Below are 22361 nucleotides of genomic sequence, written 5' to 3'. Positions count from 1 at the left end.
CCCTACTCCGAGTATTCGAGTGGATCAGGGCTCACCCGTCTCGTTCGAGGAGCCCCGCTTGATGGTCGAAGCGGGGCATGCTCAAGGAGCTCGTGGACGCGAGCGGCCTGCCGCGTCCGGGTCACGCTGGCGCTGGAAGGCCGTGCGGCGCGCGTAGGTCAGCGGAAAGCTCGGCGACTCCCCACTGAGAACGGGCAGCAACATGGCTGCCCACGTGGCCAGCAGCAGGATCGCCACCATGGTGATCCCGACCAGCCACGGGTCGAACAGGAAGGACGTCAACTCGATCGCGAGGACTTGCCCACCACGGTCACCGCGACGAATACCAGCAAGGCGACCACGCCGATGATCAGGGCGACCTTGAGCAGGCCCATCACCATCGGCAGCAGGAAGTTGAACAGCACGAAGAGACCCAGCAGGGTCCCTATGACGAGCATCACGACTCTACCCATGCAGCCCACCGTACGTCCTCCGGCCATGATCCGCGAGGCTTACGAACCAATGACGTGCGTGACACTTCCCCGCGCACCAGCCGTACCGTGAAAGCGTGAACACCCGCATCCTGGTCGTCGATGATGATCCGACCGTTTCCGAGGTCGTCGCGCGGTATCTGGAACGTGACGGGCACGAGGTCGAATGCGTCGGCGACGGCGTGGAGGCGTTGCGCAGGGCGCTGGCCAATCCGCCGGACCTCATGGTGCTCGACCTGATGCTGCCCAAGATCGACGGGCTGCAGGTGTGCAGGAAGCTCAGGGAGCGCTGGCCCGTACCGGTGATCATGCTGACCGCGCTCGGCGAGGAGATCGACCGGGTGGTCGGGCTGGAGACGGGGGCCGACGACTACGTGACCAAGCCGTTCAGCCCGCGCGAGCTGGCGCTGCGCGTGCAGTCCGTGCTGCGGCGGGCCCGCGGCGCGTCCGTCACCGCTGGGACCGGCGTGCTGCGGGACGAGGACCTGGTGGTGGACGTGGGAGCTCATGAGGTACGGCTGCGCGGGGACGAGGTGATGCTGACGGCTCGGGAGTTCGATCTGCTGGCCTACCTCATGCGCAATCCGCGGCAGGCCTTCAGCCGCTCCGCGCTGCTCAACCAGGTGTGGGGGTGGTCGTTCGGCGACTCCTCCACCGTGACCGTGCACGTACGGCGGCTGCGGGAGAAGATCGAGGCAGATCCGACCGAGCCGCGGAGGATCGTCACGGTGTGGGGGGTCGGGTACCGGTACGAGCCCCTGGAGGGCGGTTCCTGATGGTGCGGGCCGGCGAGCTGCTCACGGTCGTGGCCGTCACCGCGGGGCTCGGCCTGGTGATCGCGCTGCTCGGCGTCTGGGTGATGGGGCGGCTGCGCACCAGGTCCATCGGGGTGATGCTGGCCGTGGTCGTGGTGGTCGCCGTGGCGGCGACGCTGGCTGGGGTCGTGGCCATCATCATGAAGATGATCATTGGGGGTCCCGTCAAGGACTTCGTGCTGAGCGTGGTGGCCGTGGGCGGGCTGGTCGGGCTCGGGGTGGCGTTCGTGCTGGCCAGGCGGGTGGTGCGGGAGAGCAGGAGGCTGGTGTCCGCCGTGCGGGCCGTGCCGTTCGCGGCGCCGCAGGGGCTGCCGGCCGAGCTCCAGACGATCGCGAACACCCTGGAGGAGGCGTACGCGCGGGAGCGGGCACTCGAGGGGGCGCGGCGGGAGCTCGTCGCGTGGGTGAGCCACGACCTGCGTACGCCGCTGGCCGGGATGCGGGCCATGGTCGAGGCGCTGGAGGACGGGGTGGTGTCGGACCCGCCGACGGTCGCTCGCTACCACGGGCAGATCAAGCTTGAGGTGGAGCGGCTCTCGGCGATGGTGGACGACCTGTTCGAGCTGTCGCGGATCCACGCGGGGGCGCTGCGGCTCTCGCGGTCGCGCATCGGGCTGGCCGACCTCGTGGCCGACACGCTCGCCGGGGCCGAGCCGCTCGCCAGGGCCAAGGGCGTGGTTCTCACTGCGGAGGCTTCGGCGTCCGTGCCGGTGGAGGCCGACGCCGGGGCGTTGGGGAGGGCGCTGCGGAATCTCGTGGTCAACGCCATCCGGCACACGCCATCGGATCGGACCGTAGTGCTGCGGGCCGGGGTGGATGACGAGGGAATGGCTTGTTTGTCGGTTACGGATTGTTGTGGGGGGATTCCTGAGGAAGACCTGCCTCGGGTGTTCGAGGTGGCCTTCCGGGGAGAGGCTGCTCGTACCCCTGCCGCGGGCGGTGGGGCAGGGCTGGGACTGGCCATCGCGCAGGGGATCGTGGAGGCGCACGACGGGGTGATCGGGGTGGTCAACGACGGCCCGGGCTGCCGGTTCGAGATCCGGCTTCCGCTGGTCGGCGGTTTCGGCGGCTGACCTCCCGTATCTCCCCGTCTCAGGCGCTCTCGGGGAGTGCCGTCTCTGGTGGTGTTGTTTCGGGTGGTGGTGCTTCCGCTGCTTCCCTGGCCCCGAACGACTCCGACATTGCCCGAAATGTCGGGCAAGGCCAGCGCCACATGCAGCTCCGGCACCGCAGGATCGGGTGGGCGGCGTCGCTGGTGATGCCTCCCGCGTCCCTCGGCTGATGGAGATCCAGCAGCCTCAGCCCGAGCTCCAGGAACCTGAGCAGATCAGTGCGGGCACCCGCCACGAAGTCGAGATCCTCGATCGCGAGCCGGGTGCGGATGGGGACGTAGCCTTCGCGGTTCACCAGGCTGCGGAGGCGTTCTGCTTCTTCATGCCATGACGTGGCCTTCTCTGTGCGGATGAGGATGGTCTCCAGGCGCTCCCGGAGTCCTTGACGCTGAGGATCTTCAGGTTTGTCTGCTTTCATCGACGCGGGGCCCGCCGGCCGTGCCCCAGCCCCTCCTTCTCCATGAGGCCGCGCTGGTTCTGGTATCACGTTGTCAAGCTTCGCGTACTCTCCGTTTCCATGGAGCCCAAACGGAGGACAAAAACCTGTGGTTCCCCTATCGGCGTGAGAACGTGACCGGAAGCCTCCGCGCCGCTAGCCTGCCCATGTGGAGCTCAAGGTCTCGACTCGATCACATGCCGGGTCAGCACTCGTTGCCATCACCGGAGAAATCGACCTCTACACGGCGCCTCACCTGCAGACCGAGTTCACTCGGCTGCTGAAGGAGGGGCCCAGCCGGGTGGTCATCGACATGTCCGCCGTGGATTTCTGTGACTCCACGGGGATGAATGTGCTGTTGTCGGCACTCAAACGGATGAAGGAGCAGGGAGGGGCGCTCGAGGTGGCCGCCCCGCGTCCTGCCGTACGGAAGATTCTGCAGGTCACCGGGCTCGACTCGGTGTTCACCGTGCACGATGAGGTGCCGCAGGAGTTCCTCATAACCGAGGGATCATGACATTATCCGTGCGCGTCCGCCTGCGCGGACTCGTGTCGGCGCGGCCTCCGGTCGGCGGCGTGCCGCGTTGAAGTGCGGATGTCGGCTACGGTGGCGATGGTGACCTGGACAGGGCCATCGGCGCCGGTCGGCCCGCGCTCGGGACGCCGGTGGCGCTCGGGTGGGGGCCACACTTCGGACGCCGGTGGCGCTCGGGTGGGGGCCACACTTGGGACGCCGGTGGCGCTCGGGTGGGGGCCGCGCTCGGGACGTCAGTGGCGCTCGGGTGGGGGCCGCGCTCGGATGTCGGCCATTTTGCTCGCCCGGCCTCGGGAGGGTGTCGTGTACGGAGGTGATGCTCGATGAGTGGTGACGGCGACACAGCGGTCGTCATACCGGCCGTCAACGAAGCCGATCGCATCGCGGCCACCGTCACGGCAGCCGCGAACCTGCCCGGCGTGGATCTGGTCGTGGTCGTGGACGACGGCTCGACGGACCAGACCGGCAGGGTGGCGCGCGCGGCGGGAGCCCGGGTGGTGCGGCACAGCCGCAACAAGGGCAAGGCCGCCGCGATGGAGACAGGAGCGGAGGCAGTCCGCCTCCTGGACGAGGACCGCAGCCCTCGCCACCTCCTCTTCCTGGACGCCGACCTGGGCGAAACGGCCCGCGCCGCCGCACCTCTCATCGAGCCCGTACGCGCGTCCAAGGCCGACATGACCATCGCGGTCTTCGCGACGAGGGTGAAGCTGGGCGGCCACGGCTTAGTCGTACGCCTCTCGAAAGAGGGCATCCGCCGAGCCACCGGCTTCGAGCCCGTCCAGCCCCTCAACGGCCAGCGCTGCCTCACCAGAGCCGCCTTCGAAGCCGCGCGTCCGCTGGCGCACGGGTTCGGGGTGGAGACGGCGCTGACGATCGACCTGTTGCGCAAGGGGTTCCGGGTCGTGGAGGTCGAGGTCGAGATGGCCCACCGTGCCACGGGGACGGACTGGCGGGCACAGCTCCATCGAGCCAGGCAACTCCGGGACGTGGCGCGAGCCCTGGCCACCAGGGAGCCGCTTATCGCCCAAAATCTCGACAAACTTCGGCTCAATCGCTGACCATCTCCGCCTTTTGGACATCGAGCTGATCAGCCGACTGGGAAATGCGGGGCGGCTTCGTTCCCTGTGGCCGTTCCCTGTGCCGGATGGCGTCACTTCCGGCCGCACCTCGGGCCGGGCGGTTTCACTTCGCGACCGTGCCGTGGAGCCCCTGTGCTCGGGCTCCACGACACCCGGTTCAAGCGCCGACGGACGCCATGCTGCCGGCGCCAGGCGCAGTCACGGCCGTCCTCGGCGGCCACCCCGGCTTGCGCCCCAGGCCCGACGATTTGCCGCAATCCCCAGGTCAGGGTCGGTGATCCTCAGCTCGGGCAGCCTCTGCGGTCCTGAGCTCGAAGTCCACGATCGGGCAGCTCAGGCTCCGTGATCCACAGAGGCCATGGCCCGATCCGAGTTATCCACAGGAATGCCTCGCCCGTCCGAAGCCGCCTTGCGAGTGTGCTGGAATTTGCCGGTGACTTCGGAGAAGCGGTTCGAAAAGGCACGCGGCCGGCTCGCGGGGCCGGCCACGGCGGCGATCGGCGCCTCGATCCTGCTGACGATCACCATAGGCCTCCTGGGCCCGTCGCCGATGGTCCCCGCCCTGACCGGCCCGAGCTGGCACCCGCCGTACTCTCTTGACGTCCACCCCGAGCCTCACCTGGTGGTGGCTCTTGCCGCGGCCGCGCTCATCCTGGGCGGCCTCGGCGTCCTGGCCGCTCTCGCCCTGGTCCGCGACGCCAGCGCGTCCCCCCACTCACGGGAAGGCGAGGCAGGCACCCGAAGGGGCCGCCTGCGATTGCCCAGCGCCCGCATCCTCGTGCTCACGGGCTGCGTGACCGCGGCAATCCTCGCGTTCCTGCCTCCTTCCGGATCCGGCGACCACCTCAACTACGCCGCCTACGGTCGCATGGTGACGCTCGGCCTGAGCCCGTACACCCATGGCGCGGTCGACCTGCCGGGCGACCCCATCGCCGACGCGGTCGAGGATCCGTGGCGCGAGGAGCCCAGCGTGTACGGCCCCGTGGCAACGGCCCTGCAAGCGGTGGCGAGCTGGATCGGCGGCGACTCGCTCCGCCTGACGATATTCGTGCTGGCCCTGTTCAACGCCGCCGCATTCATCGTGACGGGCCTCCTCATCGACCGTTTCACCCGAGACGATCCCACCAGGCGGCTGAGGGCCGCTGTCCTGTGGACGGCCAACCCACTCCTGCTCTACCAGCTGGTGGCGGGCATGCATGTGGACACCCTCGCCATCGCCTGCATGGTCGCCGCTCTCCTGGCCAGAAACCGCCCCATGGGCTCCGGCGTCCTGCTCGGGCTGGGCGTGGCGATCAAGGTCAACGCCGGCCTGGTGGCGCTCGGCCCGGCCTGGGAGCTACGGCGACGACCCGCCCGCCTGGCCCTCATGGCGGTGTGCGCGCTCGTGGTGGTGGTCGCCGGATACGCGATCGTCGGTCCAGAGGCGATCGCCCCGATGACACGCACCAGCAAATCGATCTCCCACGTCTCGTTCTGGAAGCTCGTCCAGGGCTGGCTCCAGGCCATCGTGGGCACCGGCAGCGCTTACCGGGCGGAAATCCAGATCGGCTCCCTCCTCGTCCTCACGCTCACCGCCTGGTCCCTGCTCCGCCTGGCCTCCCGCTCCAGCCGGTCCAGCCGGCTCTCAGCGAGCGGACCGGGTAACGATGCTGTGGGGGAGGCGAGTAGCGGGGCCGCTAGTGGAGCGAGCGCCGAGGCTGTGGGCCAGGCGGGTAACGAGGTTGCGGATGGAGCGAATCGCCCCCCATCGGGGACGTCGAGCGAAGATGCAGACATGTTGGGCGTCGGCCGAAGCAGAGACATCGCGCGCCCGGCGAAGGACGGCGACGCGTCGAACGGGGTGATTCTGGGGGCCTCGCCTGGAGCCGGTGGGCTTGAGGCGCCGGTTGTGGCGGTGGGGCTGGTGGTGGCATACCTGTTCGCCACGCCGTACATCCTGCCCTGGTACGACGGCCTGGCGCTCGGCTTGCTGGCGCTGGTGACGGCCTCCGCGCTGGACGGGTTCGTGGTCGCGCACCTGCTGGTCCTGTCGCTCGCGTACCTCCCGGCGAGGGTGGTGGGGCAGCCACAGGACCTCGAGTGGCTGATGACCGTGCTCAGGCCTCAGCTCGCGTGGGCGCTGCTTGCCCTGACGGCGGCACTGATCCTGTGGGCTTGGCGAGCTGCAGGGCGCGAACGCAGGCCGCCAGCGTCAGCGGCACGGCCACCGTCAGGGCCATAGCGGGGATGGCGATGCCGGAGTCGTTCATCAGGAAGCCGACGAAGGCACACGTGAGAGCGCCGAAAAGACCTGCCCGGAGCGTCGGAGCCAGGTGGTACGCCTGGCCGAGGGCCGAGGCGCCCCAGCGCGATGGGCGGGCGAGCACCAGGAAGAGGAAGGCCAGCGCGACCAGCGAGAGGAGGGTCAGTGACCAGTTTCCGATGGTTACGCCGATCATGGCACTGAACTTGCGCCCGACGACCGTCCACGCCTGACCGTCGATGATCTGCTGCACGAAGTTGCCCAGGTGAGTCCGCTGGTCATCGGGACGCAGCCAGTCGACGACGGAAAGGGTGCCCACCAGCACGGCTCCCACCAGGCCGACGAGCAGCAGCCTCAGCAGGGACACACGCTTGCCGGAAAGCAGTATGAGGAAGACCGACAAGCCGATCACGAACGCCGGCACGCCGCCGAAGTCCGCCCCCCACGAAGGCCACCCGTCCGCGAAGACCGCGACCCCTCCGTACACCGCGCACACCCCGACGACCACGACCCTGGACACACCCCTGCCGAGCAACCACTGGGCCACCCCGGCCAGCCCGAGGATGGTGCCTGTGGCGTAGACGGCGAAGGCGATGTTGCTGAAGCCGTAGAAGCGTCCTCCGGTGACGGGCTCGTAGCCGGTCACGGCGTTCACCTGGAGCTTTGAGCCCGTCATGACGTCGATGAGGAGGGCCAGGGAGGTCACGGCGGCGACCACGCTGAGCGGGCCCAGCACATGAGCCCGCCACGGTCCGGCGAAGGCCAGGGCGGTGACCAGACCGGCGATGGCCAGGATCGTCACGATCACCGAGAGCATCGGCACCGGCATCGTCCACCACGGCACCAGCTGGGCCAGGAACGTGGAGACGGCGATGGCCCCGCTGACCACCGCGACGATCTGGACGGCTTTGAGGAGCTTTGAGGCGCTCGCGATGTCGGTGGGCGACGGGGTGGCGGTTGTGGTGCTGGCGTTGTCGTCGGGTGAGGCGGCGGGAGTTGTGGTGCTCGCGAAGTCGGCCGGTGAGGGGGCCGGGGCAGAGGTGTCCGCGAAGTCGGCTGATGAAGGGGTGTCAGTGGTGGGCGGAAAGGTGCCCTCGGAGGTGTCGGACGCGAGGGTTGAACGGTTGGGGGAGCGGCGGCGGCGCAGGGCCAGGGCGGCGAAGGCGTAGAAGAGGAGCTGGACCGTCACCAGGACGGTGAAGAACGGGCCGCGTACCTCCCGGAGCACCTGGCTGGCCAGGTCACCGTCCGCCAGCTCCGTCACCGTGTCGGCCGGTGTTGCGGAGGTGGGGCCGTTGGGCTGCCAGGCGCGTCCGACCACCTGGCGCGGGGCGGGGAGGCCGAGGAGGTGGATGGTGGTGGCGGTGAGGTCGGTGATCGTGACCAGCGCGTCTTGGCGGGTGGAAGTGGCCGTCAGGTAGCCGTGGCCGTACGGCTGGCCGTTCGGGGACTTGGCGATCGCCACGTGGAGGTGGGCGTTCGGGGACACGTCCGAGACGCCTGCCAAGAGGACGGTGGTGTCGGCGGGCAGCTTGGCGATCAGGGCGCCGAGCTGGCGGTCTGCGCGGGTCGCGGCCTCCTGGCGGGCTGCGGTCGGCAGTGGGGTGGGGACGCCGTACTCGTCCAAGGGCTGCTTGGTCCAGGCGGTGGCCAGGTCGGCGACCTCCATGATGATCAGGTTGTACGGGGTCAGGTCGCCGACGGCGTCGGGGATGGGAGCGTATTTGGCGATATTTCCGGACTTGTCGGCCGCAGCGAGGGCGGCGCCGGGGCCCACGGCGGCGACCTTGCCTCCGTTGTCCGTCACCAGCTGGCCCAGGGTGCCGAGCTGGGCGTCGTATCCGGTTTCGGATTGGTACGCGGTCAGGGTCTGCCAGTCCGGGATCTTGGCGGCTTCTCCTGAGAGTTGTGGGGCGGGCGCTTGAGGGCAGCCCTTGCCCGCCGTGCCCGCCCGCTGGCCTGCTGAGATGGTCAGCCAGCCCGCTGTGGGGCAGGTGGTGCCGCGGTCCGGGGGCGGTACGGCGCGCGTCGAGAGGGAGCCGGAGGTGCCCTGGCTGACGAGTGACCACAGGTTGGGGGTTCGCGACGGGTCCAGGTCGCTCCATTCGAGGCCTGGTATGCCGATGAGGGCAACGCGCGCCGCCTGAGCGACCTGTCCCTGGGCGGCCGGCGCGGATCGTCCTCCGGCGGCTGGTCGGGTGTTGGTGGCTGGCGCGCCGGTCTGGAGGGTGGCCTTTGTGGCTGCTCTGGGCGGTGTGGTGAGGGATGTCGTGGCGGCCGCTGGCGATGGGATGAGGCACATCGCGGCGGCCATGCTGAGGATGAGCGCGGCCAGGGTCCGCCCGCTCGCCCAAGCGGCGAGGGTTCGTCTGCAGGCCCATGCGGCGAGGGCCTGCCTGCTCGCCCACGCAGCGAGGGTCCGCCTGCCTCGAGTGGCGAGGGCCTGCCCGCCTGCCGGAGCGGCGCTGGCTCCCGTGCTCCCCTGAGCGGCGAGGGCGTGCTTCGGAGTTGGCGCCGCGAGAGCTGGCTCGAGTGTTGGCGTGGCGAGGGCCGGCCTGAGGGTTGATGTGATGGGGGTCGGCTTGAGCGGGGGGACCGGGGCGGGGCTGGTGGGCGTCGCTGGGGTGCCCTTATAGGCCGATGTTGCGCTAGGTGTGTCTGTTGCCGTGAAAGGGGCAGGCGCATGCCGTCCGTCGTGCTCGCCGTACCGGCTGGGCATGGCATGTGGCATTTACAGAACCCCCAGTGATTGCCCTCGATCAACTACAGCCAAGGTAACGTGCCACATCGTGACAAGTGGCGAGGTGCAGGTGATACGGCGGCAGTGGTGGGCGTGGGCGGTCGTGGTGCTCGTGGTCGCCGCGGCCGTGGCGCCCTTGGTGCACATGTGGCTCACCAATCCCGACGATCAACGCCTGGTCGACCTCGACGTTTACCGTACCGGCGGGCAGATGCTGCTCGAGGGCCGGTCGGTGTACGACTACGTCACGCCCGCCCCGCAGCTGTTGCCTTTCACCTATCCTCCCATCGCGGCGATGCTGGCCGTGGCGCTGGCGAAGATGTCCTGGGGGACCGCCCAGTGGGTCTGGACGGCCGGGATCTTCGTGGCGCTGGCCGTGACCGTGGGGTTCGCGTTCAGAGAGGTCCTGCGGAGAGAGGCGCTGCGGCAGTACGTGCCGTGGGTGTTCGCGCTGCTCATGGTGGCCTGCGCGTACCTGATGCCGATCAGGGACCAGGTGCGGTTCGGTCAGGTGGACATCCTGCTGGTCGCGTTGTGCCTGGCCGACTGCGTGGCCAGAAAGCCCTGGTGGCCTCGTGGGTTCCTGATCGGCCTGGCCACGGCCGTGAAGCTCACGCCGGGTGTCTTCCTGATCTACCTGCTCGTCACGCGGCAGTGGCGGACGTTCTCCATGGCGGCTTTCACGACGGCGGTGCTGACGTTGCTGCCGTTCGCGGTGATCCCGCGGGACGCGGCCGGCTTCTGGTTCTCGGCGCTGCTCGATCCCGGACGGGTCGGCGCGAACGCGGCCACCACCAACCAGTCGATCCGCGGCATGTTGCTCCGCCTCTACATGCCCGATCTGGCGACGTCCCTGATCTGGATCGTGGTGGTGGCCGTGGTCGCGTGGTACGGGTTCCGCGGCGCGCGGGACGCGTACAAGGCGAACGACCACATGACCGCGGTCGCGCTGGTCGGGCTGATGGCCGTGCTGCTCTCCCCGGTCGCCTGGATCCACCATCTGGCCTGGGTGGTCGTGGTGCTCGGAGCGATCGTGGGGGACGGGCGCGATCCGGTCAGGCTGAGGGTGGCGGCGGGCGTCTGGCTGTACTACGTGGTGCCCGTCCCTTGGTGGGGGGTCTCGCTGAAGGCGGCCGACATCCCGGGGGTCAGCCTGGTGCTGGGGAAGATCGTCCAGAACGGGTTCGGGCTGGGGGCGCTGGCTCTCGTGTGGATGTTGGTGTCCTGGTTGCCGAAACGCCGCAAGATCACATGACCGAACCATTACTCTCTGTGCCGTGCTCGTTACCACATGGGTGATCGTGGGCGTCGTCGCCGGGGTGAGTGGCGTCTTCATCGGGTATAGGGCGCTCCAGCAGGCCAGAGCGGTCGTGGAGGACTGCCAGCGGATGCTCTCCCGGCAGATCAGCGACGGCATGGGGGATCTCAAGGCCATCAGGGACGTGGCCGTCTGCCGGTACGACGCGCTCTCCGAGATGACCGGGCGGCTGTCGTTCTCGGTGGCGATGATCAACGGGCTCGGTGACGGCATCGTGCTGACCTCGATCAACGGGCGGAGCGAGACACGTACGTACATCCGGCCCGTGGTGGGCGGGAAAGGGCGGGAGCCGCTGTCGCCGGAGGAGGAAGAGGCGGTGCGGGCGGCCAGGCTGGGGCTCGGGCCGATGATCCCGTCCCGGGCTTCGGAGCCGCTGTAGACACGCTCCGCGCCGAAAGGGCACATGGGCGGTCCACCTGCGGATACTCTTGATACATGCCCAGACTCGCCTATCTCGGACCGGAAGGGACCTTCACCGAAGAGGCCCTGCGGCTCCTCGACCCGACGGCCGAGCGTCTGCCCTGCGCGACCGTGAGCGCCGCGCTCACCGCCGCCCGCGCCGGCGACGCCGACGGCGCCGTCGTGCCGCTGGAAAACTCCATCGAGGGCGCGATCACCACGACACTCGACGAGTTCGCCTGGGGCGAGCCGTTGCTGATCACGGCCGAGCTGCTGCTGCCGGTGCAGTTCTCGCTGCTGGCCAGGCCCGGCACCGAGATCCCGCACATCAAGCGGGTCTACACGCATCCCGCGGCCATCACCCAGTGCCGCGCCTTCGTCGCGCGTGAGTTGCCCGAGGCCGTCGTGGTGGCCGCTCCTTCGACCGCTGCGGCGGCCCAGGAGGTCTCGCTGCCCGGCTCGCCGTACGACGCCGCCATCGCCGCCCGCATCGCCGGAGAGCACTACGGGCTGGTGCAGCTGGTCGCCGACATCGGCGACAGGTCCGACACCGTGACCAGGTTCATCAAGGTGAGCCGCCCGGGCACACTGCCCGAGCCGACCGGTTCCGACCGCACCACGCTGGTCGTCTTCCTCGCCGACGACCACCCGGGCGCGCTGCTGGAGATGCTGACGGAGTTCTCCGTGCGCGGGGTCAACCTGACGCGCATCGAGTCGCGGCCGACCGGCGACGGCATCGGGCGCTACTTCTTCCACTTCGACTTCGAGGGCCACATCGCCGACGCCAGGGTCGGGGAGGCCATCGCCGGGCTGCACCGCATCTGCGGCGAGGTGCGCTTCCTCGGCAGCTACCCGCGGGCCGACGGGATCGCGCCGCAGATCAAGCGGGGCACGTCCGATCCCGAGTTCGCCGAGGCGGGAGACTGGCTCGCGCGCATCCGCGCAGGCAAGGTCTGAGACGCTGCGGGACGCGCTCCCATGCGAGAGCGCGTGTACGCGGTAATCCGGGGGCGAGTTGCTGCCGCGCGCCGGTAGCCTTTGGCTTGTGATTGACCTGCGTACCCTTCGTGAGGATCCCGACCGGCTACGGGCGTCGCAGCGTGCCCGCGGTGAGGACGACTCCGTCGTCGACACGCTGCTCGAGCTCGACGAGCGCCGTCGATCCGCGCTGACCTCGTTCGAGTCCATGCGCGCCGAGCAGAAGAGCATGGGCAAGTCGGTCTCCAAGGCGCAGGGCGAGGAGAAGGCCGCGCTGCTCCAGCGCGCCAAGGATCTCGCGAGCCAGGTCAAGGCGGCCGAGGTGGAGGCGGAGAAGCTCGGGGCCGAGCTCGACGAGCTTCTTCAGGCGGTGCCCAACATCGTCGAGGAGGGTGCGCCGGAGGGCGGCGAGGACGACTATGTCGTGCTCGAGACGTACGGCGAGCCTCGGGTGTTCGACTTCGAGCCCAAGGACCACCTGGAGCTGGGCGAGGCGCTCGGCGCCATCGACATGGAGCGGGGCGCCAAGGTGTCCGGCTCGCGGTTCTTCTTCCTCAAGGGTCTCGGCGCCCGCCTGCAGCTCGGCCTGCTCAACATGGCCATGCAGCAGGCCATCGAGGCCGGGTTCACGCCGATGATCACGCCGGTGCTCGTCAAGCCGGAGACCATGCAGGGCACCGGCTTCCACGTGGCCCACGACAAGGAGATCTACCGCCTCCCCGAGGACGACCTCTACCTCGTCGGCACGTCGGAGGTGTCGCTGGCCGGATACCACGCCCAGGAGATCCTCGACGGCGGCGAGCTGCCGCTGCGCTACGCGGGCTGGTCGTCGTGCTTCCGCCGCGAGGCCGGCTCGTACGGCAAGGACACCAGGGGCATCATCCGGGTCCACCAGTTCGACAAGGTCGAGATGTTCTCCTACGTGCGTCCCGAGGACGCCCACGAGGAGCACCTGCGCCTGCTCGCCTGGGAGAAGGAGATGCTGGCCAAGATCGAGGTGCCGTACCGGATCATCGACACGGCGGCGGGCGACCTCGGCATGTCGGCGGCCCGCAAGTTCGACTGCGAGGCGTGGATCCCCACCCAGGGCCGTTACCGCGAGCTGACCTCGACCTCCAACTGCACGGAGTTCCAGGCACGCCGGCTCGCCGTCCGCTACCGCGACAAGGACGGCAAGCCGCAGCACGTGGCCACGCTCAACGGCACGCTGGCCACCACGCGCTGGATCGTCGCGATCCTGGAGAACCACCAGCAGGCCGACGGCTCGGTGGTGGTTCCCAAGGCGCTGCGGCCCTACGTGGGGCTCGACGTGCTGGAGCCGTCCAAGTAAGCCCGGCGGGCGTCGTTCCTGACGAGGACGGCGCCCCCGAGCACCACGAGACCGGTCAGCAGCACGGCCAGCGCGACAGCGACCCAGTACGCGTCCGGGGTGCCCTGTGACCAGCCGTAGAAGGGCGTGTAGACGCCCGCGTACACGAGTGGTGCGGCCAGCGCCCCGACGGCCACGGGAACAGATCGCGCCCGGCCCGTCAACGCCAGCACGAAGCACACCACGCCGCCTGCCAGGGCCGCGATCATGCCGATGAGGGTCAGGACGGGTGCCATGTCCACGTCGGAATTCATCGACCACGTCGCCGTCCAGCCGGTGAGCGCGGTGAACACGCCCAGGGAGGCGGCAGCCGCGAAGCCCATGTATGCGCGGTTGAACTTGCTCAGCCCCGCTCCGACGCCGCCGAACAGCATGCACGCGGCCAGGAAGAGGGCGACGTTGCGCTCCGGGGACAGGTCCACCGCGTCGATCTCCGGCGAGCCTGGCCAGCCGACTCGCCGCCATTCGCCGGACACGTCGCGGACCAGGATGCCGTCCACGCCGTTCGCGACGACCACGACGTGCCCGCCCGGACGGGCCTGCACGGCCAGCGCCATTGAGGCTCGCCCGTCCCCCCGCGAGTACCGCCTGTTGAGCCGCTCGTAGTCATCCCCGGTCAGTGCCCACGACGGGCCCCACGTCTTGCCGCCGTCGTCGGACTGCTCGATGGCCATCCGGTTAGGCACCACCTGATAGCACCGCGTTGCGTGCATGGGCACACAGGCGGCGCTCTGGAGGGGCCTCTTCTCTTGCGACCAGGCGTCGCTCTCCGACCAGGTGACCCCGCCGTCCTCTGAGATCCGTGCGAAGCCGTCCCGCACGTGGACGATGATCCGGTCTCCGTCCACCTCGACGGAACTGGCATGGGGCATGGGCGCGGCCGAGGTGGCGGTTACGGCGAGCACGGCCAGCGGCATCGTGACGATGACCCGCCACCGGGTGGAGTCCGACTCCAGGCTGCGGCGCCGTACCCACCAGGCCAGGGCGAGCGCAGGCAGGGCGAGGAGGTCCGTGGGATCGGCCAGGACGCGCGATGGACCCGCCACGAGGGTCCAAGCATGGGAAGCCAGCTCAGCGCCCGTCTCCGTGGCCTTCACGAGCGTGAAGAGCACTCCGGTCAGTACGGTCGCCGCCAGGTCGGCCCGTCGCCAGAAGAGCAGCGCCACCAGCGCGGGCGCCACGACGAGTCCCGCGACGTCGCTGAGCTTGCCCGTGACGAACCCGGGCCAGGCCTGCTTGAGGAGGTGGTCGTTGACGAAGAGCACGAAAACCCCGGCAACGGTCACGGGGTGACATAACCAGGCGTACCTCATGTAGAGGTGGATGGCCGGGAAGCGGAGAAGGTTCGCGGCCGTGACCAACCTGGAACAAGCAAAAGACCGAGGCCCGCTGGAAGCGAACCCCGGTCTGTCTCGCTGCTACAGGTCAGATGGCTCGGACCTGAGAGGCCTGCGGCCCCTTCTGGCCCTGCGTGATCTCGAACTCGACCCGCTGGCCGTCTTCAAGGCTGCGGTAGCCGTTGCCGACGATCTCGGAGAAGTGCACGAACACGTCCGGCGCACCGCCGTCCGGGGCGATGAAGCCGAAGCCCTTCTCGGCGTTGAACCACTTGACGGTTCCCTGAGCCATAAAAGCTCTCCCTCAGGATGTGAATCTATGGGACCCACACCTCGTGGGTCCCGGTGTGTCGTACAGCAAGCACCCGGGGTGGCTCAGACAAAGTCATGCTGGTTTTCACTACGGGATCAGCTAATACAACGCCATCACATCTAACACCATTCTGGCGCGTTGGTGTTCCCCTACCTACGAAGATTTCTGCCAGGCGACATCACCAGGCAAACTGGAACCTGTTATGCAGAGCCTTCCCACACCCCGTCTAGTGGCCACCGACCTCGACGGAACCGCGTTGCGCACCGACGGAACCGTGTCTCCCCGCACGGTCACGGCCTTCGGCAAAGTCGAGGAATCGGGAGCCGCGCTCGTGTTCGTGACGGGGCGCCCGCCCCGGTGGATGGGCGAGGTCGCGGGTGCCGTACGTCACCGCGGGCTCGCGATCTGTGCGAACGGAGCACTGATCTACGACCTCCATACCGAACGGATAGTTGAATCTCACCTGATCGCGGTGGACGTGCTTGCGGAAGTCGTCGATCAGCTAAGAGCGAACGTGTCCGATCTCGTATTTTCGGTCGAGTATGAAGTGGGTTTTGCGCATGAGTCCGATTTCCTGCTCGGTGGCTTGGACAAGCAGGCTCGAGCGGTACGCGTCGACTCCGTGACCACGCGTCCATGCGCGAAGCTGCTGGCCCTGCACCCCGCCATGGATGTGGACGAGCTACTGGCCACCGTGCACGAACTGGTGGGCCATCTGGTGACCGCGACCCACTCCAGTCGCAGGGGCCTGATCGAGATGAGCGCTCAGGGCGTGACGAAGGCGTCGGCCCTGGCGGCGCTCGCCGCGCAGCACCAGATCAAGCCTTCCGAGGCGATCGCGTTCGGTGACATGCCGAACGACCTGCCCATGCTGAGCTGGGCAGGCACGTCGTACGCGGTCGCGAACGCGCATCCGGCCGTGCTGGCGGCGGTCGATCATGTGACCGCGGCCAACGACGACGACGGCGTCGCGCAGGTGATCGAGCGCCTCTACGGATAGCTGCGTTGAGCGGCTGTCCGCAGCAGGCGCGTGCGCCGCTACAGGTAGGGGCCCGAGCCGCCGGGCGGCCGGTGCTGCTGGTCGTCGCCCGGCACGCCGGGCAGCGCCCTGCGCATCTGCTCCAACTGGGCACGGGCGGCCATCTGCTGCGCGAACAGCGTGGTCTGGATGCCGTGGAACAATCCTTCGAGCCAACCGACCAGCTGGGCGTGCGCGATCCGCAGCTCCGCCTCGCTCGGCGGCGCGCCGTTCTCCTCGGTGAACGGCAGCGACAGGCGCTCCAGCTCATCGACCAACTCCGGCGCCAGACCGTCCTCGAGCTCCTTGATGGAGGACTCGTGGATCTCCTTCAACCGCTTGCGGCTGGCCTCATCGAGGGGAGCCGCCCGGACCTCGTCGAGGAGCTGCCTGATCATGCTGCCGATGCGCATCACCTTGGCGGGCTGCTCGACCAGGTTCGTGACCGATCGATCATCTTCACCGCTATCGCCCTGGCCTTGGAAGTCAGGGCCCACCACCACGATGTGGGGGGTGTTGTTGTCCTCAGCATTCATAACACTCACCGTACTAGCAGGATCTTGCCTACGTGCTCCCCCGAATCCAACATTCGGTGCGCTTCGGCGGCGTCTGACATCGGGACTCTCGCGTGCACCACAGGACGCACCGCCCCCGCGCTGACGAGGGGCCATACGTTGTCCACGAGACTACGCACGATGACGCCCTTCTCGTCCACGGGACGCGAGCGGAGCGTCGTGCCGTGGACGGCGGCGCGCTTGGCGAGCAGGGCCCCCAGGTCGATCTCGGCCTTGCGACCGCCCTGCAGCCCGATGATCACCAGCCGCCCGCCGGTGCGGAGCGCCCGGACGTTTCCCGCGAGGTATTTGGCGCCCATGATGTCGAGGATCACGTCCGCGCGTACCTTGTCGGCGAAGTCCTCCTCGCGGTAGTTGATGACCTCGTCCGCCCCGAGCTGCCTGACGCGCTCGCCCTTGTCCGCCGTGCCCACGGTCGCGACGACGTGCGAGCCGAGCGCCTTGGCCAGCTGCACCGCGAACGTGCCGATCCCGCTGGCGCCGCCGTGCACCAGCAGCGTCTCGCCCTTGCGCAGCCGCCCGACCATGAAGACGTTGGACCACACCGTGCACGCCACCTCCGGCAGCGCGGCGGCCTCCACCAGCGGCACCCCGTCAGGCACCGGCATGACCTGCTGCCAGGGCACGGCTACGCGCTCAGCGTAACCGCCGCCTGCCAGCAGGGCGCAGACCTCGTCACCCGGCTTGAAGTGCTCGACGTCCGCGCCGACCTCGGCCACCACACCGGAGACCTCCAGCCCCGGGTACGGCGGCGCGCCGGGCGGCGGATCGTAAAATCCCTGTCTCTGCATGACATCGGCCCGGTTCACCGCCGAAGCGGCCACATCGATGAGCACGTCACCACGCTCGACACGCGGCTCCGGCACCTCTCGCCACACCAATACCTCGGGTCCGCCCGGCTCGGCGATCTCAATGGCTCGCATGCGAACTACGGTAGCTGGGCAAAGAAGTTGTGGGTTGCCGGGCTCCGCGGTAGCCCATGGCGTTAACCTGCAAGGTATTTGCTGCCCCTTTAGACCCACCCGAGGGGGAACACGGTGGCAAGACACGATCGCGAGGAATCGCTAGAGGAACAGCTTGCCTGGCTCGACGCGATCAAGGAGACGGAGGAGGCCCCCGTCCCGGTCAGCGCCTCGACAGCTGTTGCTGACGAGTCGGTCGCCTCGCCGTACCCCCAGGACCCGTGGAGGCTCGTCCCCGCGCAGCACGACACGCCGACGCCGCCGTTGTTCCGCGCAGCCGTCGACTCCGTGTACGGCGCCGCGGCGGCCGAGGACCTCCCTGAGGGCGAGACCGAGGCGGCTGAGTGGCTCGGCGAGGCCAGCACGCCCACGAAGGAGCCGGCGACTTTGCCGCCCAGCGTGGACGACGACCCGTTCCACGCTCCGCTGAAGCCGTTGCCGCGTCCTGACGACACCGACACGTACACGCTGTCGTTCACCCCGCCCGAGACCTCTGAGCAGGCCGCCGGCGAGGAGGACGCCGCCTGGTCGACGGTGCCCGAGTGGGCGCGCGCGCCCGAGCCGGTCACCGAGGAGCCGGAGGCATCCTCCGCCGAAGACGAATCCGCCGAGGACGACGACGAGGAGGACGACTGGGCGGAGACCTCTCCGAAGAACGAGCGGCCGCAGTGGCCGGAGCCGTCGGACACCCTCCCGACGATCCAGCCTCCTCAGTGGACGGAGCGGGACAGCTCGCCGGGGGACGAGCGCCTTCAGCACACCGAGCCCGAGGAACGGCCCTCATGGGCCGAGCCGGAGACGCCGTCGTGGGCGGAGCCGTCCAGGCCGGAGGGGCCGTCGTGGGCGGAGCCGTCCAAGCACGAGGCACCGTCGTGGGCGGAGTCCAAGCAGGAGGCGCCGTCGTGGGCCGACCCGCTCCAGCAGGAGCGTCCCTCGCAGGACGAGCCTCCCCACCAGCTGGAGCGTCCTCACGAGCCCGAGCATCTCCAGCCGCCCGAGCGCCCTCATCAGCAGGAACACCCGCAGTGGGCCGAGCAGCACGAGTGGCGCCCCGCGGAGCGGGAGATCCCGCCGCCCGCGCAGCGGCGCCGTCACCCGGCGCCGGTCCCGGTGTTCACGGCCCCGCCGCGGCCCCCGGTCACCGGACGTCCCACCGCGGACAGCCTGGACCCGGAGTCCCTGCTACGCGGCCGGCGTAACGCCCCCTCCAAGGGTTGGCGCCGCATCGTCTACAAGGCGTCCGGAGGCTGGATCAAGCCGGGCGAGCCCCCGGAGGTACGCCGCCGGCGCGAGCTGGTGACCAGGGCCCGCACGCCGGTCACCGCGGGTCATCACCGTGTGGCCGTGCTGAGCCTGAAGGGCGGAGTGGGCAAGACCACGACCACGGTCGGCCTCGGCGCCACCCTGGCCCAGATGCGCGGCGACCGCGTCATCGCCGTGGACGCCAACCCCGACAGGGGCACCCTGTCCGACAAGCTCGTCCTGGAGACCTCGGCCACCGTGCGCGACCTGCTCAACGAGCGTGACCAGGTCAAGCGCTACGTCGACATCAGGGCGTTCACCTCGCAGGCGCCCTCGCGGCTGGAGGTGCTCGCCTCCGACCGCGACCCGTCGGTCTCCGAGGCGTTCAGCGCCGCCGACTACCAGGCCGTCTCCCAGGTGCTGGAGAACTTCTACTCGATCTGCATCACCGACTGCGGCACGGGCCTGCTCCACTCCGCGATGGGCGGCGTGCTCGGGCTGGCCGACCAGATCGTGCTGGTCAGCTCCCCGTCCGTGGACGGCGCCAGGGCGGCCTCGGCGACGCTCGACTGGCTGGAGGCGCACCACTACGGCGACCTGGTGAAGAACGCGACCGTGGTGCTGTGCAGCGTCCGGCCGCGCTCGAAGTCGGCGGTGGACATCAAAAAGCTGGAGGCCCACTTCGCCGCCAGGTGCCGCGCGGTGATCCGCGTGCCGTACGACCCGCATCTGGAGGAGGGCGCGGAGATCGACCTCGACCGGCTCCAGGAGCCGACCAGGGACGCCTATCTGCAGCTCGCCGCCTATGTGGGCGACGGTTTCGCGGGGATGCGCGAGTGAGCGGAGGGTGTGGGATTCGAACCCACGAGGCCATCGCTGACCTGGCCGCTTTCAAGGCGGCTGCACTCGTCCACTATGCGAACCCTCCTGTGCGGAAACCACGATAGCGGCTGCAGTGGCAGCGGTGTACGTTCAGGAGGTGGCGGATCTCAACGTTGAGGTGGAGCGCGGCGACACGGCGGCGCTCGTGCGCCTCGACGGTGACCTGGACAAACTCACCGCCCCGCAGCTCAAGGAGTGCCTGGTCAGGCTCTTCGCCGAGGGGTGCGTGCGGGTCGTCATCGACACGAGGGAGCTGGAGTTCTGCGATTCCAGCGGCCTGTGGGCGCTGGTGGAGCACCAGCGCCGGGTCGCCGCGCAGGCCGGATCGTTACGCCTGGTCGGTGTGCACGGGGTGCTGCAGCGCGTGCTCGACGTGACGGGACTCAAAGCCGCCTTCGACGACGTGCTCCGCGCGGAACTGTGAGGCTCGCTGAGCCCCAAGGTCACTCGTCGAGCTGTGACAGCAGCCACTTCGGGCCGACGGTCTCGGCGCCCAACTCGTGCACACGTTCCCGGAGCCCGCGATCCGCGGTGACGACGAGCACGCGTTCCCACGGCTTGGCCTGTCGCACCACGTCCACGATCGCGTCGTCCCCGCTCCCCGTGGCCGCGACCACCTGAATCCCCGGCACAGCAGGTGTGCTCCTGGCCGGGCCCTCCACGACCGCCACGACGCGCGGATACCACTGCGCCAGGACGGGGTGCGCCAGCCGCGACTTCGACACGGCCTCGAGCAGCCGCGTCGCGGCACCTAGCCGGTCCTTCCACCAGCCGGGCTCGGCCCGCGCGCCCACGATGTTGGCCACGTCGAGCACGATGGTCTCCGGCCTGATCTCTCCCTGGATCTCGTCCCAGGTCGCGGCGAAGCCGGGATGCAGCCGCCTGTCGGTGACCTCCGGCAGCCGCAGCCAGCGCAGCTCGCTGCTCTCGCCGTTGGCGGGCGCCGCGGCCATCATCTCGGGCGACTCGGCGATCACCGTCTCGAACGCCCACCCGCCGTGATCGTCGAGGTAGACGCCCTGCACCCGCAGCCCGTCTCCGGCGAGTGCCGCCTCTTCCATGGCCTCGCGCAGCGCGCTGGTGACGGCGTCCTCGTGGCTGTCGCGCGCCCCGCCCGGCAGCCCCCACGTGCCGCCGTGATGGCTCCACCAGGAGCGCTTCTGCATGAGCACGTACGGCACGCCGAGATCGTCATGGTGCACGACGAGGAGCCCGGAGGCACCGTGCACTCCCCAGTGCCTGTGGCCCTGGGAGCACTCGGTCCAGCCGTCACCGTCCTTAGCCGCCATGGAGTGATTCTCTCAGCCTCCGCCCTTGCTGAAATGCTGTAGGTCCTTGGCGCCCGACCAATAGCCGCCCCACTCCCAGCCGACCTGGGCGAAGGCCTTTACCACCTTGTCACCAGGGTTTATTACGCCCTTCCCCCTCATAGGCCGCTTGGTGAACTTTTTGGACGCTTTGTGCGCCGTTTCGCCACTTGCAGTTATGTATGGGTTAACAAGGGGATTGATGTCTATTGCTTCCCCGTACGCGTGCTTGGACCAGTGAGTGGACCCGGTCGCCTGGCGGCAGTTGAACGCCGAGGTGTTGTTGGCCTCGATCGAGGCGAAGTCGTCGGCTTTGTACGCGTCCACCAGCTTCATCTGCTGGATCGGCCAGCGCCAGTTGTAGAGCTTCCTGAAGACGGTCACGATGTCGTCGGTGACCGTCTTCCGCACCACCAGCTCCCCGGTGTGCGGCTTGTTGTCGAAGCCCCAGTACGACATCGTGATCAGCCGCAGGTCGCCGTAGTTGACCGGGCAGCCGGGACGCCACGAGTACGGCAGGCGGTCGCGGGGGACCTTCGCGACCTTCGCATTGAATGACGGCGGAGCCGTCGAACCGGGCGCGGGCGTGGCCGAGCCGGCCATCTGTTGCGCGGGAGCGGGCAGCGTGGAAGATGAGCCTGTTGTGGCAGGCGCCCGCATCCCACACGAAACGGAGGCGAGCACCAGGAACGCCATGGCGGCAGCACGTTTCATCTCGCCACCATATGCGACGTTCAAGCAGCTCAAGGCACTATTAGCACAGTATGGCGAGCCCTTTTCGCAAGCCCGACCGCCACCGAACCATGCCAATTCGAGCGCGAGCGCCCCACCACGATGGCGTCGGCCATGTGCGCGGTGGCCAGCGTCTCCAGCTCGCGCGCCGCGTCACCGCGCACGCTGACGAACTGCCATGGCACGCCCGCGCCCTTCAACTCGTCCCGCAGATCCTCACCCAGATCGGCCGCCGCGTCGGGGATGATCGGCGACCCGGCGAAGAACCACAGCGTTGCGCTGTTGAGGGATTCCACGAAAGCGATGAGCAGGGAGGCGTTGTCTCTCCGGGCGAGCCCGGCCGCGTACGCGAGCGCGTTGCGGCTCGGGCCCGATCCGTCGAAGCCGACCACGAGCAGGCCGGCGCCGTCCTTGCCGATTTCGAACTGCCCCGCTGGGAGCTTGCCGGTCAGATGCTCCCACGCGGGGTCTGTGTCACCGCCGAACACGGCACTTCTCGC

The 22361-nt window shown here is 69.0% G+C and carries 22 protein-coding genes, 1 tRNA gene and 1 pseudogene; 13 read left to right on the top strand and 11 right to left on the bottom strand.

Going from position 1 to position 22361, the window contains the following annotated elements; genetic code table 11:
• Positions 1–81: 81 nt before the first annotated feature.
• Both ACQPWU_RS00320 and ACQPWU_RS00315 read right to left on the bottom strand, forming a co-directional pair.
• Positions 82–282 carry a DUF6412 domain-containing protein gene (locus ACQPWU_RS00320; RefSeq protein WP_360686907.1) on the bottom strand — a complete coding sequence of 67 codons (201 nt, stop codon included), beginning with the start codon at positions 280–282 and terminating at the stop codon, positions 82–84.
• The gene (locus tag ACQPWU_RS00315; RefSeq protein ID WP_433436054.1) at positions 279–452 is read right to left on the bottom strand and encodes a hypothetical protein; all 174 of its coding nucleotides are present in this window, start codon (positions 450–452) and stop codon (positions 279–281) included. Before ACQPWU_RS00315 ends, ACQPWU_RS00320 begins: the two co-directional genes overlap by 4 nt.
• A gap of 95 nt (positions 453–547) precedes the next feature.
• On the opposite strand from ACQPWU_RS00315, the gene ACQPWU_RS00310 reads away from it, so the two are divergent.
• From ACQPWU_RS00310 to mptB, 6 genes and pseudogenes are all read left to right on the top strand, one after another.
• The gene (locus tag ACQPWU_RS00310; protein ID WP_433436053.1) at positions 548–1246 is read left to right on the top strand and encodes a response regulator transcription factor; all 699 of its coding nucleotides are present in this window, start codon (positions 548–550) and stop codon (positions 1244–1246) included.
• Positions 1246–2358 (top strand): sensor histidine kinase, encoded by a 1113-nt coding sequence (locus ACQPWU_RS00305; protein WP_433436052.1) that lies wholly within the window; start codon positions 1246–1248, stop codon positions 2356–2358. The genes ACQPWU_RS00310 and ACQPWU_RS00305 overlap by 1 nt, the downstream gene beginning before the upstream one ends.
• A gap of 208 nt (positions 2359–2566) precedes the next feature.
• Positions 2567–2728, top strand: a complete 162-nt coding sequence (locus tag ACQPWU_RS00300; RefSeq protein WP_433436051.1) for a hypothetical protein — start codon at positions 2567–2569, stop codon at positions 2726–2728.
• 274 nt (positions 2729–3002) lie between these two features.
• Positions 3003–3350 carry an STAS domain-containing protein gene (locus tag ACQPWU_RS00295; protein WP_360686921.1) on the top strand — a complete coding sequence of 116 codons (348 nt, stop codon included), beginning with the start codon at positions 3003–3005 and terminating at the stop codon, positions 3348–3350.
• 341 nt (positions 3351–3691) lie between these two features.
• Positions 3692–4426: a glycosyltransferase family 2 protein gene (locus tag ACQPWU_RS00290; RefSeq protein WP_433436050.1), complete on the top strand. Its 735-nt coding sequence runs from the start codon at positions 3692–3694 to the stop codon at positions 4424–4426.
• Positions 4427–4805: 379 nt separating this feature from the next.
• Positions 4806–6062 (top strand): annotated as a pseudogene (gene mptB, locus ACQPWU_RS00285) (polyprenol phosphomannose-dependent alpha 1,6 mannosyltransferase MptB); the annotation flags it as partial.
• 481 nt (positions 6063–6543) lie between these two features.
• Here the strand turns inward: mptB and ACQPWU_RS00280 are convergent.
• The gene (locus tag ACQPWU_RS00280; RefSeq protein WP_433436049.1) at positions 6544–9003 is read right to left on the bottom strand and encodes a hypothetical protein; all 2460 of its coding nucleotides are present in this window, start codon (positions 9001–9003) and stop codon (positions 6544–6546) included.
• A 475-nt stretch (positions 9004–9478) separates the two neighbouring features.
• Here ACQPWU_RS00280 and ACQPWU_RS00275 point away from each other — a divergent pair, with 475 nt between their 5' ends.
• The 4 genes from ACQPWU_RS00275 to serS all read left to right on the top strand — a co-directional run bounded on the left by ACQPWU_RS00275 (position 9479) and on the right by serS (position 13454).
• Positions 9479–10684, top strand: a complete 1206-nt coding sequence (locus tag ACQPWU_RS00275; RefSeq protein ID WP_433436048.1) for a glycosyltransferase 87 family protein — start codon at positions 9479–9481, stop codon at positions 10682–10684.
• A 22-nt stretch (positions 10685–10706) separates the two neighbouring features.
• The gene (locus ACQPWU_RS00270; RefSeq protein WP_433436047.1) at positions 10707–11126 is read left to right on the top strand and encodes a DUF4446 family protein; all 420 of its coding nucleotides are present in this window, start codon (positions 10707–10709) and stop codon (positions 11124–11126) included.
• Positions 11127–11182: 56 nt separating this feature from the next.
• Positions 11183–12103, top strand: a complete 921-nt coding sequence (pheA, locus tag ACQPWU_RS00265; RefSeq protein WP_433436046.1) for a prephenate dehydratase — start codon at positions 11183–11185, stop codon at positions 12101–12103.
• 88 nt (positions 12104–12191) lie between these two features.
• Positions 12192–13454, top strand: a complete 1263-nt coding sequence (gene serS / locus ACQPWU_RS00260) for a serine--tRNA ligase (RefSeq protein WP_433436045.1) — start codon at positions 12192–12194, stop codon at positions 13452–13454.
• On the opposite strand, the gene ACQPWU_RS00255 is transcribed toward serS, so the two are convergent.
• Both ACQPWU_RS00255 and ACQPWU_RS00250 read right to left on the bottom strand, forming a co-directional pair.
• The gene (locus tag ACQPWU_RS00255) at positions 13418–14779 is read right to left on the bottom strand and encodes a hypothetical protein (RefSeq protein ID WP_433436044.1); all 1362 of its coding nucleotides are present in this window, start codon (positions 14777–14779) and stop codon (positions 13418–13420) included. The genes serS and ACQPWU_RS00255 overlap by 37 nt on opposite strands.
• A 139-nt stretch (positions 14780–14918) precedes the next feature.
• Complete coding sequence (locus ACQPWU_RS00250) at positions 14919–15122, bottom strand: cold-shock protein (RefSeq protein ID WP_043619750.1); 204 nt, start codon at positions 15120–15122, stop codon at positions 14919–14921.
• A gap of 250 nt (positions 15123–15372) precedes the next feature.
• Here ACQPWU_RS00250 and ACQPWU_RS00245 point away from each other — a divergent pair, with 250 nt between their 5' ends.
• Positions 15373–16143: an HAD family hydrolase gene (locus ACQPWU_RS00245; RefSeq protein ID WP_433436043.1), complete on the top strand. Its 771-nt coding sequence runs from the start codon at positions 15373–15375 to the stop codon at positions 16141–16143.
• A 38-nt stretch (positions 16144–16181) separates the two neighbouring features.
• Here the strand turns inward: ACQPWU_RS00245 and ACQPWU_RS00240 are convergent, their stop codons facing one another.
• Together ACQPWU_RS00240 and ACQPWU_RS00235 are read right to left on the bottom strand one after the other, a co-directional pair.
• A complete protein-coding gene (locus ACQPWU_RS00240) occupies positions 16182–16697 on the bottom strand; it encodes a bacterial proteasome activator family protein (RefSeq protein WP_433436042.1) in 516 nt (171 codons plus the stop codon).
• A gap of 5 nt (positions 16698–16702) precedes the next feature.
• On the bottom strand, positions 16703–17659 hold the full coding sequence (locus tag ACQPWU_RS00235; RefSeq protein ID WP_433436041.1) for an NAD(P)H-quinone oxidoreductase: 957 nt from the start codon (positions 17657–17659) through the stop codon (positions 16703–16705).
• Positions 17660–17773: 114 nt separating this feature from the next.
• Here ACQPWU_RS00235 and ACQPWU_RS00230 point away from each other — a divergent pair, with 114 nt between their 5' ends.
• Complete coding sequence (locus ACQPWU_RS00230; RefSeq protein WP_433436040.1) at positions 17774–19780, top strand: AAA family ATPase; 2007 nt, start codon at positions 17774–17776, stop codon at positions 19778–19780.
• 1 nt (position 19781) lies between these two features.
• Here the strand turns inward: ACQPWU_RS00230 and ACQPWU_RS00225 are convergent.
• Positions 19782–19868 (bottom strand) — tRNA-Ser (locus ACQPWU_RS00225).
• 51 nt (positions 19869–19919) lie between these two features.
• Between ACQPWU_RS00225 and ACQPWU_RS00220 the strand changes: the two genes are divergently transcribed.
• The gene (locus ACQPWU_RS00220; RefSeq protein WP_433436039.1) at positions 19920–20246 is read left to right on the top strand and encodes an STAS domain-containing protein; all 327 of its coding nucleotides are present in this window, start codon (positions 19920–19922) and stop codon (positions 20244–20246) included.
• A gap of 19 nt (positions 20247–20265) precedes the next feature.
• Here ACQPWU_RS00220 and ACQPWU_RS00215 read toward each other — a convergent pair whose 3' ends face one another.
• The 3 genes from ACQPWU_RS00215 to ACQPWU_RS00205 are packed head-to-tail and all read right to left on the bottom strand — an operon-like array spanning position 20266 to position 22349.
• Positions 20266–21111 carry an NUDIX domain-containing protein gene (locus ACQPWU_RS00215; RefSeq protein ID WP_433436038.1) on the bottom strand — a complete coding sequence of 282 codons (846 nt, stop codon included), beginning with the start codon at positions 21109–21111 and terminating at the stop codon, positions 20266–20268.
• A 12-nt stretch (positions 21112–21123) separates the two neighbouring features.
• Positions 21124–21843 carry a M15 family metallopeptidase gene (locus ACQPWU_RS00210; protein WP_433436037.1) on the bottom strand — a complete coding sequence of 240 codons (720 nt, stop codon included), beginning with the start codon at positions 21841–21843 and terminating at the stop codon, positions 21124–21126.
• Positions 21844–21872: 29 nt separating this feature from the next.
• Positions 21873–22349: a universal stress protein gene (locus ACQPWU_RS00205; protein ID WP_433436036.1), complete on the bottom strand. Its 477-nt coding sequence runs from the start codon at positions 22347–22349 to the stop codon at positions 21873–21875.
• Positions 22350–22361 lie beyond the last annotated feature (12 nt).

The sequence above is a fragment of the Nonomuraea sp. CA-141351 genome (assembly GCF_050944675.1).
GTDB lineage: Bacteria > Actinomycetota > Actinomycetes > Streptosporangiales > Streptosporangiaceae > Nonomuraea.
This window is presented reverse-complemented; position numbering and strand designations above follow the sequence as displayed.

Coding starts and splice junctions, on each gene's coding strand:
- ACQPWU_RS00240 (WP_433436042.1), bottom strand. CDS start 16,697: ATGAATGCTGAGGACAACAACACCCCCCACATCGTGGTGGTGGGCCCT.
- ACQPWU_RS00250 (WP_043619750.1), bottom strand. CDS start 15,122: ATGGCTCAGGGAACCGTCAAGTGGTTCAACGCCGAGAAGGGCTTCGGC.
- ACQPWU_RS00300 (WP_433436051.1), top strand. CDS start 2,567: ATGGAGATCCAGCAGCCTCAGCCCGAGCTCCAGGAACCTGAGCAGATC.
- ACQPWU_RS00305 (WP_433436052.1), top strand. CDS start 1,246: ATGGTGCGGGCCGGCGAGCTGCTCACGGTCGTGGCCGTCACCGCGGGG.
- ACQPWU_RS00210 (WP_433436037.1), bottom strand. CDS start 21,843: ATGAAACGTGCTGCCGCCATGGCGTTCCTGGTGCTCGCCTCCGTTTCG.
- ACQPWU_RS00290 (WP_433436050.1), top strand. CDS start 3,692: ATGAGTGGTGACGGCGACACAGCGGTCGTCATACCGGCCGTCAACGAA.
- ACQPWU_RS00215 (WP_433436038.1), bottom strand. CDS start 21,111: ATGGCGGCTAAGGACGGTGACGGCTGGACCGAGTGCTCCCAGGGCCAC.
- ACQPWU_RS00280 (WP_433436049.1), bottom strand. CDS start 9,003: ATGGCCGCCGCGATGTGCCTCATCCCATCGCCAGCGGCCGCCACGACA.
- ACQPWU_RS00235 (WP_433436041.1), bottom strand. CDS start 17,659: ATGCGAGCCATTGAGATCGCCGAGCCGGGCGGACCCGAGGTATTGGTG.
- ACQPWU_RS00315 (WP_433436054.1), bottom strand. CDS start 452: ATGGGTAGAGTCGTGATGCTCGTCATAGGGACCCTGCTGGGTCTCTTC.
- pheA (WP_433436046.1), top strand. CDS start 11,183: ATGCCCAGACTCGCCTATCTCGGACCGGAAGGGACCTTCACCGAAGAG.